This is a genomic window from Nostoc sp. (assembly GCF_036918245.1).
Taxonomy (GTDB): domain Bacteria; phylum Cyanobacteriota; class Cyanobacteriia; order Cyanobacteriales; family Nostocaceae; genus Nostoc.
Map to the genome: position 1 here is coordinate 79150 of NZ_JBALEF010000049.1, position 13041 is coordinate 92190.

At 39.3% G+C, this 13041-nt stretch carries 10 protein-coding genes; 1 reads left to right on the forward strand and 9 read right to left on the reverse strand.

What is annotated here, in order from left to right; translation table 11 throughout:
* Positions 1-5: 5 nt before the first annotated feature.
* The 9 genes from V7L12_RS13095 to V7L12_RS13135 form a co-directional block, all read right to left on the reverse strand.
* The gene (locus V7L12_RS13095; RefSeq protein WP_335084656.1) at positions 6-848 is read right to left on the reverse strand and encodes a phytanoyl-CoA dioxygenase; all 843 of its coding nucleotides are present in this window, start codon (positions 846-848) and stop codon (positions 6-8) included.
* A 50-nt stretch (positions 849-898) separates the two neighbouring features.
* Positions 899-1906 carry a glycosyltransferase family 2 protein gene (locus tag V7L12_RS13100; protein ID WP_335084657.1) on the reverse strand — a complete coding sequence of 336 codons (1008 nt, stop codon included), beginning with the start codon at positions 1904-1906 and terminating at the stop codon, positions 899-901.
* Positions 1907-1944: 38 nt separating this feature from the next.
* Positions 1945-2898, reverse strand: coding sequence for a glycosyltransferase family 2 protein (locus tag V7L12_RS13105; RefSeq protein WP_335084658.1), 954 nt, complete (start codon positions 2896-2898; stop codon positions 1945-1947).
* Positions 2899-3168: 270 nt separating this feature from the next.
* Entirely contained in the window at positions 3169-4197 is a 1029-nt protein-coding gene (locus V7L12_RS13110) for an NAD-dependent epimerase/dehydratase family protein (RefSeq protein ID WP_335084659.1), read from the reverse strand.
* Between the two features lie 303 nt (positions 4198-4500).
* Positions 4501-5715, reverse strand: a complete 1215-nt coding sequence (gene lhgO / locus V7L12_RS13115) for an L-2-hydroxyglutarate oxidase (protein ID WP_335084660.1) — start codon at positions 5713-5715, stop codon at positions 4501-4503.
* A gap of 235 nt (positions 5716-5950) precedes the next feature.
* Positions 5951-6724 (reverse strand): glucose-1-phosphate cytidylyltransferase, encoded by a 774-nt coding sequence (gene rfbF, locus V7L12_RS13120; RefSeq protein WP_292781938.1) that lies wholly within the window; start codon positions 6722-6724, stop codon positions 5951-5953.
* 327 nt (positions 6725-7051) lie between these two features.
* Positions 7052-9217: a tetratricopeptide repeat protein gene (locus tag V7L12_RS13125; protein ID WP_335084661.1), complete on the reverse strand. Its 2166-nt coding sequence runs from the start codon at positions 9215-9217 to the stop codon at positions 7052-7054.
* A gap of 57 nt (positions 9218-9274) precedes the next feature.
* On the reverse strand, positions 9275-10057 hold the full coding sequence (locus tag V7L12_RS13130) for a PP2C family serine/threonine-protein phosphatase (protein WP_335084662.1): 783 nt from the start codon (positions 10055-10057) through the stop codon (positions 9275-9277).
* A 50-nt stretch (positions 10058-10107) separates the two neighbouring features.
* The gene (locus V7L12_RS13135) at positions 10108-10782 is read right to left on the reverse strand and encodes a vWA domain-containing protein (RefSeq protein ID WP_322660910.1); all 675 of its coding nucleotides are present in this window, start codon (positions 10780-10782) and stop codon (positions 10108-10110) included.
* A gap of 747 nt (positions 10783-11529) precedes the next feature.
* On the opposite strand from V7L12_RS13135, the gene V7L12_RS13140 reads away from it, so the two are divergent.
* The gene (locus tag V7L12_RS13140; RefSeq protein WP_335084663.1) at positions 11530-12915 is read left to right on the forward strand and encodes a response regulator; all 1386 of its coding nucleotides are present in this window, start codon (positions 11530-11532) and stop codon (positions 12913-12915) included.
* Positions 12916-13041: the final 126 nt, after the last annotated feature.

The window sequence follows — 13041 nt, forward strand, 5'->3', positions numbered from 1 at the left end:
ATACGCTATCGGCTATTTTCTACTTGTTGCCTTAACTCTGCTCTGGGATAAGTATCATCCCAGTATTGGGTGCAGAGTTCTGGTTTTTCAGGAGGGTTGGCGGTGTAACAAAAGAATAGTGTTGAGCGTTCTTCTGTGCGGACTATGCCGTGATGCAAAGTATTTTTCGTATCTACAATCAAGACAGTACCTGCTGGGCCTGGGCAGGATTTCCAAGCTGATTTGGGGATGACTGTTTTCACTTCTTCATCATCGATGCCCCTATAGCCTGACTTCCAAAGTTTGTAGAACAGCCGAATATAATTCCAACTAAATAAGGAAGTTAAAGAGCGGGGAATGTATTCAAAAGGCCCAGTTTTTTCTTCGACATCATTCAAGTAAATAAAGATTTTGATAATGCGACGGTCTTCGGAATCGCCATGCCATAATAGTGTGCCAAACTGATGTTTGCTAGGGAAATCTTTACGTAAATGTACACCGTGAAAAGCAATAGGAAGACCAATATAATTTTCGATGAGATTGAGAAGTCTTTTCTCCATTCCCCACGCATAAAATTCTGGTAAACCTGTAACTGTGTAAATTTGTGGCAACTTTTCATCTAGATGGTCGTTGTTGGGATTTTCCATCTGAGACAATTGCTGGTAAGCAGCTTTGAGTAGTTCAGAGCTAGAGTTGAAGCCTAAATCTGCCAGTGTTGTGACACAAACACCGTCTTTTTTGAGAGCCTTAAGGATGTTGCGATCGCGCCCTTCCAATGCTGGCAGATTTCTGCTATGCTTCCAACGAGCTACATAATATTGAAAGTCAGCAGATAGTGTAGATATTTTGCGTTTAATTACATTAAACATGTAGTAAATTCTTTCTAGTTTCAATGTCAATTTATTAGTAATTTAGTAGCTTATGGCTTATAGCTCCGCATTTCTTGAGCAGGTATTTCATTTGATTCTGCTAAACTAAATTCTTTAGAAACCATCACATCAAAAGCACATAAACTGACTAACGCCAAAAATGGGACTACTGTCTTAATGGCGGACATAGGCCATCTTCTTAAAGCACCTAAGAAGACTTTCAAGTTGACTTCTTTACCGTTTTGCAAAAGCATCCGCCTACAAAACTGCTTAGAATATCCACTCTGCTCCAATTTCAAAATTACTTCGGGTATGTGTTTGTATTGCATTAACAGTGCAGATTTTGGTTCTTTCTGCCAATAACTTACACCCACAACACATTCCAAATAAGTCTCTTTCGTGACAATTACACGACCATTAGAAGCACAATACCCGGCTAAATATGCTAAAGATATCCAGTTATTCTCAGCATCTTGCCAATTTTGTAGAGCGCATTTCACTAAATCAGTGCGGTAGATTGTAGCAGTCAGAAAAATGACTGCACCAACACTTTTTGAGAAACAATGTTCAAATATAGCTTTACCATCACCATCACCATCTTCATTATCTATATCAAACCAGCGATTACCAACAATTGTTGGTGGATGAACTGGTTCACCAGTAATTTGGTTCCGACCGGAAAAGTTGAGAAACAATAATGATAAATCTTCATATTGCTTCAGTTTGCTAATCACATAAGCAATGGCTCTATCTTGAATTGGGTCATCATCACCAATTGTCCAAATATATTTTGTTGTGCTAGAATTTAGGCAATACATAATATTTTTGACAACGCCTAAATTCTGATGATTTTTATTTGATTTAAATGGGATACTGCTAAGTATTATTTGCCATTTTCTAATCACATCCTGAGTATTGTCTGTTGAACAATTATCAGAAACTAAAATTTCACAATCATCTTCAAAACCTTTGATAGCTTGAGCTAGCCATGCTAACTGTTTATCCAGTAATTCGGCACGATTATAAGTTGGTATAGCAATGGTCAGTAATTTCTGCATGGTAAGAAATAGTAGTTAATAAATTGATATATTAATGGTTACAGGCTAGTCTCTAGCTGTTTAGGTGAATAAAGAATTGCCAAAGCTGATATGCTTAACAAACGTAGGTAAGAAATAAATATCTTGATTGTCAAGAAAGGCCAACGTTTTAAAGCACCTAATAGGATTTTTAAATCAGTTTTTTGATGGAAATTCTGCCAAATCATTTCTTGACAAAATTTATGAGGATATCCTACCTTTAGTAGTTTTATATAAACTTCAGGTATGTAAGCATATCGCATTCTAAAGTTCCATGTTGGGTCAAGATCCAAAAGACTAGCGCCCATAGTACATTCTAAATAAGTGTCTTTAGTGACGATGACACTTCCATGAGCAGCGCAAAATGCAGTCCAATATGCTTGAGAGGCCCAATTATTAGTAGCAGACGGCCAGTTTTGTAAAGCGCGTTGCACTAGATTTGTGCGATAAATTGCTGCTGATATAAAAAGTACACCACCAAAATTTTCATTCAGATAACTTTGAAATACAGTTTTACCATCAACTCTTAATTCATCGTTATCACTATTCAACCAGCGTTCGACAACAAGTTGGCCTGTTCGTTTTTGACGACCAGAGAAGTTTAAAAACATTAGTGCTAAATCTGAATGTTTTTTTAGTGTTCTTAACACATAATCTAGGGTTCTCTCTTGAATTGGATCATCATCACCAATTGTCCAAACATATTTACTATTTGGGGTTTTTAAGCAACAAGCAATATTACCCATAACCCCGATATTTTCACTATTTCTGTTTGATGTAAATGTGACATTACTAAGAATTATCTGCCACTTTTTAATAACTTCTTGGGTATTATCTGTAGAACAATTATCAGAAATAAAGATTTCACAGTCAGACTCAAACCCTTTAATAGATTTAGCTAACCAAATAAGTTGTTTATCTAAAATTTGGGCACGATTGAATGTAGGAATTGCGATAGTCAGCAATTTATTCATATAGCGATTGATTTACCTTCTAATTTAGCTTTCAAGAGAAAATTTAATAAATTATGCTTTGTTTCTTTGGCTTTTTATGTAAATTTCTATACAATGCAGTCCAGCAGCAATATCTTTATCTTTCAGATGGCTAACTCGTTTACTAATGCTGAGATGAGTGCCATAAAATTTAATTCAATGATTGCAAATAAGTGGATGGAGTAAGTCCGAATCAACACTATTTGATTCGGAAGCTTAGATTATTTGTCCGTTGCTGCAAGACAACTTTAGCTACTTTTTATTCCAGAAGAAATCTTTGTCAATTTGCTCTGTCCGAATTAGATACTCTAGCTGTTTTAAACGAGTAAATCCTCTAAACAAGAAAGTATCTTCAGCCATGTGTATTTGACTGAATAAATCAAATAGCTGCTGGGCACCAAGTCGGGCATTCCAATCACATTTAAATCCGGGTAGGATTGTGTTGATTTTCTCGAAGGATACGCGATAGCTGCGGTTATCTGCGCCGTTGTTACCAAAGGATAATTTACAATCTGGGAAAACATCAGCAATAATTTCTGCGATTTCTTTAACGCGATAGTTATTCGCTGTATCTCCCACGTTGAAGATTTGGTTATGTACAATGTCCCGTGGTGCTTCTAAGGTGCAAACTATTGCTTTGCAAATATCCAATGCGTGAACTAATGGTCGCCAAGGTGTGCCATCACTAATCATTTTGATTTCTTTGCTAGTCCATGCCAACCCTGCTAAGTTGTTTAAAACAATATCGAAGCGCATTCTGGGAGAAGCACCAAAGGCTGTCGCATTCCGCATAAAGGTGGGCGAGAAGTCATCGTCAGCGAGTGGTCTGACATCTCTTTCTACGAGAGTTTTACATTCTGCGTAGGCTGTTTGGGGATTAACTGCGGATTCTTCTGTGACATCACCTGCGGTAGCAACACCGTAGACACTGCACGAAGACATATATACGAAGCGACGCACACCCATAGCCTTAGCCAAACTAGCTAGACGAACTGAACCTACATGATTAATTTCGTAGGTAATATTAGGTGCTAATTGTCCGGCTGGGTCGTTGGAGAGTTCCGCCATGTGAACTATGGCTTCAATACCTTCTAAATCATCAGGGGTGATGTTGCGGATATCTTTGTTAAGGGTTTTGGGTGTGACTCCACTAGGGTTGTACAGCCAACCAACTTTATAGAAACCAGTATCTAGACCAATAACTTCATGTCCTCGTTCGATTAACAGAGGCGGTAATAACGAACCTAGATAGCCTTCTGTTCCAGTTACTAATATTTTCATTGTGGTTAATTCCTTTGTATTGTGTTGATGAGTTAAATTCTTCGTTTAGCTGGACGCATAGATGTACGCCCTAGAGTGTGTTGCATTTAGAAGGGAACCGCTACATTTTTCGTTATGTAGTTACTAAAACCTTTGCAGGCTTACTCATTGGGTAGCAGCACTTATAGCGGTTCTTAATTGATGCATGATACTTTTTTCGGATGGGTGTCTTACCTTTCCTTTGTGTTTCCAGGCAGGCAAAGATGCCCACTATACAAGATTCATCCCTTAATTCAGCAGTCCCGGAAATAACAACTATGCTATCTATGCAGTTACTACACTCTCTAGATGCGAAAGTTGGGGAATTTCTGCTACAAGCGCTTTGCCGATTTCTAGAGAAGATGTGGCAGCAGGAGAAGGAGCATTGCAAACATGAATGGAGTTTTGACCGGAAACAATTAAAAAGTCGTCTACAAGCTTGCCATCCTTCATTAAGGCTTGAGCACGGACTCCTGCATGGGTGGGAACTAAGTCTTCTGCTTGCACTTCGGGAATTAGTTTTTGTAAACTTCTGGTGAAGGCTGCTTTGCTAAAAGAACGAATGATTTCTTGGATACCTTCATCAGCGTGTTTAGCTGCTAACTTCCAGAAACCGGGATAGGTGATGACTTCCAGAAAATCTCGTAAGTCAAAGTCGGTTTTTTTGTAACCTTCGCGTTTGAGCGATAGAACCGCGTTTGGCCCTGCATGGACGCTACCATCAATCATCCGGGTAAAGTGGACACCCAAGAAGGGAAAATCTGGATTGGGAACTGGGTAAATTAGTGTCTTGACCAGATAGCGTTTTTCTGGGGTGAGTTCGTAGTATTCTCCCCGAAATGGGACAATTTTTGCTTGGGGTTCAACTTGACCTAGTTTGGCGGTGCGATCGCTATGCAATCCAGTACAATTAATTACAAAGCGGGTTTCAAAGTTGCCGTTGTTTGTTTGCAGTACCTGGTTTTTACCACTTGGAGAGATTTTCAGGACTTTTGTATTTAGGTACAAATCTCCACCCTGCTGTTGAATTAGCTGGGCATATTTTAAACAAACTTGCTTGTAATTAACAATACCAGTTGAGGATACCCGAATTCCACCTACACATCTTACGTGAGGTTCAATTTCCTTGACTTCTTCGGGGCTAATTCTCTGGACTTCTATGCCATTGTCTAAACCGCGTTGGTAGAGATTTTCTAAGCGTGATAGCTCTTGTTCTTCAGTTGCAACAATTACCTTACCACAAACTTCATGGTCAATTCCATGCTCTTGGCAGAATTCTACCATTGAACGAGAACCATCACGACAAAATTTAGCTTTGAAACTTCCTGGTTTGTAGTAAATACCAGAATGAATTACCCCGCTATTATTGCCAGTTTGGTGAAATGCCCATTGGCTCTCTTTTTCTAGTACTAAAATACGCGCATTGGGATAGCGTTTTCCTAAAGCCAACGCTGTTGAGAGTCCAACTATTCCCCCACCTATAATCGCAAAATCATACATTAGTATTATTGTAGCTAAGAGCCAGAGTAAATAAGTGTTTTTTGGAGTTACAATCTAGTACATTAAGACAGAAGCCAACATGCCATATCATAAAATATCAAAATAAAAGCCCAAAATAAAGTTCTTTTGACTTTTGACTTTTGAACGCCAGTTGCTTCTCCCAAGGGGAGACGCTGCGCGAACAAGTCGGCAGAGCCGCCCAACGCACTGGCTCCTTTTGACTTCCGCCTAGCGGCTACCATACCTTCCAAGGAGCCTGATTGTTTTTCCACAGCCCTTCGAGATAGTTTTTATCACGTAAAGTATCCATCGGTTGCCAAAACCCATCATGTTTAAAAGCAGATAGCTGTTCCATATCAGCTAGCTTTTCTAATGGCTCTTGCTCCCATACCGTAGAGTCATCAGCAATTAAGTTGATTACTTCTGGTTCTAACACAAAATAACCACCATTAATCCAAGCTCCATCACCTTCCGGTTTTTCCCGAAAGCTGGTGATTTTGGTTTGCTCATATCCTAAAGAAATAGCACCAAAACGTCCGGCTGGTTGAACAGCGGCAAGTGTTCCTAAGCTATTTTGTTCTTTGTGAAACTTAATTAGCTCGGTGATATTAATATTACTGACACCATCGCCATAAGTAAAGCAAAAAGTCTCGTTACCAAGATGTTCGCTGATTCGCTTTAAGCGTCCGCCTGTCATTGTATTATCACCCGTATTTACTAAGGTGACACGCCAAGGTTCAGCATAACCGGAATGCACGTTCATCTGGTTAAATCGCATGTCAAAGGTAACATCTGACATGTGTAAGAAGTAGTTAGCAAAATACTCTTTAATGATGTAACCTTTATAACCGCAACAAATGATGAAATCATTAATGCCGTGGGCAGAGTATGTTTTCATTATGTGCCAGAGAATTGGCTTACCACCAATCTCAACCATCGGCTTGGGTCTAATACTAGTTTCTTCACTGAGGCGTGTGCCAAGACCTCCAGCCAAAATCACCGCTTTCATGCAATTACCTCGAAGATTTGTAGGGATATGATTATTTGACTTTTTCGAGATGAAGAGGATGCACTTAGATGGAGAAAATTTGATTTCTGATTTCTGTTTCTCCGTCAATAATCTAACTGTATTTTCTGGTGAAATTATAAAGGGAAGATAAATTAAAATCTTTTCTATATAAAAGCTCTATGAACATCTACAAATATGCAAATAAATTACTTAATTAAATAAAAATGTCACCCATAAAATAACTAGGGTTAGCTGGCGCTAACCCTAGTCAGGCTTGATTTTTTAAATCAAAACCAATAATATGCAAGTCAGAAAATTTACTTATTTCTAGTTAGTTTTTTCCACATTAACTGAGCCTTGGAATAAAGGGTCACATTTGTTTTCTACAACTACGCACATATTACTGAGTGCTTGCTGATAATTATCCATGTCACCTTGCTCAAGAAATATTTTGGCAGATGCCTGTATATCTTCGACAGCTTTCGTCTGGTTTTTGTTAGATTCACTACCGCCATATTGTGCCAGTTCATAGCGAACCATACCTCGTTTGAGATATGCTTTTGCTAGTTTGGGGCTTAGGGTTAATGCTTGGTTAAAGTCAGCGATCGCTTGATTATATTCTTGCTGATAATTGCTACTATATTGAGCAATTTGATAATAGACAACACCTCGCTGGAAGTAAGCTTCGGCTTTTGAGACATTAAGTTTTATTGCTTGAGTAAAATCTGCGATCGCTTTTTTGTAAACTTGTTGAGATTCACCGCTGTATTTAGCCATTTGGGCGCGGACAATCCCCCGTCTGACATAAGCTTCAATTTCATTATTATCCAGACCAATGGCTCGATTATAATCAGCGATCGCTAGATTATATTCTCTATCAGGATCGTTGCTATATTCGGCGAGCATATAGCGGGCATTGCCCCGATTTACCAGAGCTTTGATTTGATTGGGATTGATTTTCAGAGCTTGGCTATAATCTGTAACTGCTCCTTCATAGTCTTTCAGGTTATAGCGGGCATTGCCACGATTTACAATTGCTCTAGCATGTGTAGGTTCTTGTTCAATTGCTTGGCTAAAATTGACAATTGCTTTGTCATAGTCTCGCTCTTTATAAGCAATATAACCTTGCTGATAAGAATCAGCGAAGCTGAGTTTATTATTTGGCTGGGGAGACTTAATTGTTTGTTGGGTGTAAGCATTTTGGGAAACCAACGGCTGAGTAAATTTAATCATTACGTCTGCATATCCCAATAAACCAAAACCCAGCAAGCAACAAATAATTGGGTACAACTTTGACTTTTTGGAAGGTTTATAATATGAACCGCTGGGAGTCATTGGCTGCCAGTAATTAGCTAGCTGCGGTGACATGGCTCGCTGGGGAAAATGCGGTGTCTGAGTGTAGCGTTTTTTCGCTTTGATTCGCGGTTGGAGATGTTCTCTAGCTTCTATAGCCCGATGTGATGGAAAGGGGTCGCGTCCACCTAATCGCACGGTACGTTCACACCACGGACAGCTACGCATGTGGTTGTTGTAGCGATGCTGGGGATTTGTTGTGCAGGTAATCAGGGAATCTTCGGCTTCAGCGATTGCTGAGAGCCAAGTCTGGGCACTGGGGCGCAGCTGTGGATTGTTGTGACCCTCTTCAAAACAACGGACAAATAGTTCTTGTAAGCTAGGATGGAGAATTTCCCAAGGGGGGGCAATGGGTGTCGGCAGGTAGGGTACGTAACGCTTTCCGCTGTAAGTGAAATGACCCGATGCAATGCGTGCTTCGTAAGGTGGTGGCTCAATCGCACCTTGAAAAATCCCCGAAAATGGGTGGGTGCCTTCCATTAAGAGTTGAAATACTAGCACCGCTAACCCAAATAAATCGTGAGAGATTTCGCGATCGTGCTGGGCAAAAGTTTTATTCTGTAGTTCTGGTGGAGTAAACTCTGGTTTACCTACTGGACAGCGATAAACAACATTGCTGTTTGGGTTGGTTACTTGGAAAGAGTCTGTGTCTATCAAAGTCACCAGTGCTGTGTCACTGACGAGGATATTAGACTCGTTCACATCACCAATGCAATATCCACTAGCGTGCAAAGCGGCAAAAGCCGCCGCCAAGTTACGAGCCGTGCGGAGCAGGTACTGATAGTTGAATAGGGGGCAGTGTTGACGACGGGTTCTGGGGTTGTAAAAGTCGATGATTGGACGCATCCCCTGAATACGTGGCATCAAAAAGCCCAGGATGCAATTTTTGCCATCTGCCGCCCGTAATAAATCCTCTGGCCAAGCGATAGAGATATGCCCTAAACTAGCTGTAGGGTTTTCTGGCGGGTTGGCAAGCATCGCTTGGAGTTTTTCTGCATGGGCAGTGGTTGGCTTGTGGTAAATCTTCGCCACCAAGTCGTTATCAGATGGCACTGCATAAACACAAGCTTCACCGCCACGTCCCAAACTGACATTGAGACTGAGGATTTCTTTTCTGGGGGAACAACGTAGTACCTGCATAATGAAATTACCGCTAACGGGAGTTATTGTAAGATGTGAAACCTGTAGATTGATTGCTCATGAGTCGTTGAATGCGGCTATAATGAGTGTTAAATCATCATCAGTGCGTTGTGTAATCCGCTCTGAGCGTAAAAATTTTACCAATTGCTCCTTCGCTTCTGTCTTATCCTCGGTATTGGCGACAAATTCAAACAGCGGAAAAAAGAATGGTTTGTGAGGTTCGCCAACAACCATATTCAAAGCCAGCATTTGTAATCCGTCGGTGATAATACCAACGTTTACTATGTCTGTGCGCCATAATCTCATTTGTGCTGTATCTAAGGCATTAGGCGAAGTTAAAAAAGTGGTTTCGTTGATGTATTCACCACTATCAGGCATCGTCAGTGCCAGCAGGTTGCCCATACTATCTTTAGCCACTGCCAAACCATCGCCTATCTGAACTACAGCTACAACTTCTGGTGTGGCAACCAGCATAATTAAGGTAGTTGCTAAATCTTGAGGCTGTTTGTCACAAGTAGCCGCCTCATCCTCCACAGCTTTTTTGGCGGCTAGTATGGCATCATTTAAGAGCGATCGCACCAATGTATCATCAGTCAAACTTTTTCGGGTCAGCTCTTTGGTAGAAATGTTTTCTATTGCTGTCTCCACAGCAACCATCGCTCCCACTTTTCCAAGGCTAGCAGAACCCGCGCCATCTGCTGCGGCCGCCACTAAAACATTATCTGACAATATCTGCCAGTGATGAGCATCCTGACATAATTGATTGTTTTTTAAGTGACTTGTACCACATACAGACGCAGCCACAATCCGCCATTGAGCAATCTGTTTTGATATGTTCATAAATTTTTTTCAAGCAGCTAGCTGTGTAAACATCAAGCTGCAATTTTTAATTAAACAGTCCCCCAACCAATCGGCGGTAGTGCTACCTGTTCGTCTACTTGTGAATGAGAAACAGCCGACATACTAGTTGACAGCCAGACAAACATCTCGATAAAATTTAATCCTTTAAGCTTTAAGGGAGTACGTACAGTTATTTGATTTAAACGCGTCATATTCGCATTTTCTACTCCAACTGTAAAGAATGCTACCCGCTTGTTCGCCTCGTCTCCCTGTAGGCGCTGGGATGCTTGCTCTACCACTTGCTCTAACTCACCTTGGGGTTCTCCATCGGTAATCATAAATACCCAAGGACGATAATAAGCAATCCCGTTGGCACGATACTGAGATTTCCGCTCTTGAATTATGTCCAAAGCTTTATGAATTCCCGCACCCATTGTAGTCAAGCCTTGGGCTGTCAAAATAGGCGGATTGAATTGATCGGCAGTCACAAAATCTTGTACTACATTGATATTACTATCAAAAGTGACGATCGCCACTTCCACCCGTCTGGCGGCTAAGGAATTTTTGACTAATTCATCCTTTAAGCTTAGTAAACCTTGATTTAAAGCCTCAATCGGCTCTCCTTGCATCGATCCAGATGTGTCTAATAAAAGTACACAAGGACAACGTGGTTCTGGGTTTTCAGCAAATTCTACTACTTCATCAAGTCTTAATGTATCATGCATAACTTTTTGTGTTATGTTAAAGTCCAAAGCTTTATTTCCCTTTGCTCAGAGTATATAGTTTCAATCGCCGAGGCGACTATAGAATATAGTATCTATTGGTAGATGCTCTAATCTTTATTAAACAAATTATTTTCATGAAGTTCTCTATATATTTAAGATGAACTTGAGTACAGCTTAGTTTAGCAAAAAATAGTTTATCAAAACCCAGCATTACCTGTTGTAATGTATCTACCAAAAAGTTATATCCACTAAACCTACAGTACAATAAATACGTAAACTTTCCTAGATAAGTTTTTAAAGATTTTATGTAGAAGAATCGTTTCTTTAAGGAAAAGTAATTAACCATAATTAAGCTCGTTAACTCTATAAGTATACCAGTGTAACTGCGCGAACTTGGAATCAAATTTGCCTCTTGAAGTGAGTGGGCATAAATAAACGTCATTATTAAGGTCTTCACTCAAGAGTTGTCAGTAGTTAGTCAAATCCAGAATTAACCAACATCTACTGATAATCTAGCTATGATAGATGCTTACCTTTATTCATACCTACTTGTTTTTTGAGAGAAATTAAGTAAAATGTGCCAAATGTAACAAATAAATTATAAGCCTTACAATTTTTAATATATGTACATATTTTCAAATAAATGATTTATGGGTAGAAAAATATTACAAATAAGAGAATACTTTATAGCTCATATTTTAAATCTACAAATGTTCGGTTGTTGATTCCGCAAAAAACTTGAAAAATATGAATAACTCAGGTACATTCACCAAACTACGTCCTCTAAGTTTGTTAAGACAATTATCCAATTGTTCCGACAGTACTTGTTTACAAGTATTGAGTAACTCAGTTTCTTGGTCGATTTACTTAGAACAGGGCAAAATAACTTACGCTACCCATTCTGTGGAACCATTTGATCGACTAGAACGCCATTTGCGACGCCTCAGCCAGCAAATTCCACTCCTTACTAATGAGGTTCGCGTTCAAGTACGGCTGATGTTTGAACCTGACTCACACAGTCAGTTAATCAAAAATGACAGTAATTCGAGAAGCCACCCTCCTGAGTATCAGGCTATATCCTGGCTTGTTAGTCAACAACATCTACATTCTACACAAGCAGCTGTGCTGGTTCAAGAATTAGTTAAAGAGGTAATTGAATCATTTTTGCTCATCAAAGAAGGTACTTATGAATTAACAGAACCACTCGATAGAATGCCAAAAATTTGCAGGCTAGGTGTAGAGAAAATTCTAGAGTATTGCCAAGTAAGATTACAGAATTGGCAGGCTTTTATACCGAAAATTTCTTCTCTATATCAACGTCCATATCTGTTGATTAACAGCAAGTTTGATGACCAAGATTTACCAAATATACAGCCAGATTTAATTAACTGGATGAAGGGTTTTAGCCTGTGTCATCTGGCTGTAATTTTGAATCAAGATGAAATTCAACTAGCTCGCAATTTATACCCTTACATCCTTAAGGGTGCGATTATTCTCCATGAACCAGATCCACCTTATGATAAATTACCAAAGATTTTTGAGGAGCAATCGCTTTTCTCAAAATTGATTTCAGGGTTAGTTGACACCAAAGAAGAACTAAGTAATACTGTCAATTCTTACCCAAATATTCCTGAAGAGAAAATAGTTACTGTTCAGCGATTACCACAGATTTCTACTCCTTCAAAAGAAAACTTTCAGGAACCAACAATATCAAATAACATAAATTCTACTTCCCAAAGAGTAACGGCTACTACTGTAACGGTACAAAAAGTTCACAAAATTGTTTCTGTAGATGATAGTCCTACAATTCTTAAAGAAATTAGTTATTTCTTAGAAAATGAAAATTTTTCTGTAGTGACTATTAACGATCCAGTGAAAGCAGTTTTGTCAATTATAAGGCACAAACCAGACTTAATTTTGTTGGATTTAAACATGCTAGGAATAGATGGTTATGAGTTGTGCCGGATTATACGAAACAATTCACTATTTCAAAACACTCCTATTATCTTTGTCACTGGAAATAAAGGGATTGTAGACAAAGTAAAAGCGAAATTAGTCGGGGCTTCTGGATATCTGACTAAACCGTTTACTCGCGCCGAATTACTGAAAATAGTCTTTATGCATTTGACTTAAATTAACCACTTCAATGAGTTGCGGTTAATTATTTTTTCTATACCTTACCCACTACATTTCAAAGAGTAATACTTCTGGGTTAATTACAGATTGAAATTCTTGAAGTGCTAGAAGGTTGATTCTTGC

Coding starts and splice junctions, on each gene's coding strand:
- V7L12_RS13130 (WP_335084662.1), bottom strand. CDS start 10,057: ATGAACATATCAAAACAGATTGCTCAATGGCGGATTGTGGCTGCGTCT.
- V7L12_RS13110 (WP_335084659.1), bottom strand. CDS start 4,197: ATGAAAATATTAGTAACTGGAACAGAAGGCTATCTAGGTTCGTTATTA.
- rfbF (WP_292781938.1), bottom strand. CDS start 6,724: ATGAAAGCGGTGATTTTGGCTGGAGGTCTTGGCACACGCCTCAGTGAA.
- V7L12_RS13140 (WP_335084663.1), top strand. CDS start 11,530: ATGAATAACTCAGGTACATTCACCAAACTACGTCCTCTAAGTTTGTTA.
- V7L12_RS13125 (WP_335084661.1), bottom strand. CDS start 9,217: ATGCAGGTACTACGTTGTTCCCCCAGAAAAGAAATCCTCAGTCTCAAT.
- V7L12_RS13105 (WP_335084658.1), bottom strand. CDS start 2,898: ATGAATAAATTGCTGACTATCGCAATTCCTACATTCAATCGTGCCCAA.
- lhgO (WP_335084660.1), bottom strand. CDS start 5,715: ATGTATGATTTTGCGATTATAGGTGGGGGAATAGTTGGACTCTCAACA.
- V7L12_RS13095 (WP_335084656.1), bottom strand. CDS start 848: ATGTTTAATGTAATTAAACGCAAAATATCTACACTATCTGCTGACTTT.
- V7L12_RS13100 (WP_335084657.1), bottom strand. CDS start 1,906: ATGCAGAAATTACTGACCATTGCTATACCAACTTATAATCGTGCCGAA.
- V7L12_RS13135 (WP_322660910.1), bottom strand. CDS start 10,782: ATGCATGATACATTAAGACTTGATGAAGTAGTAGAATTTGCTGAAAAC.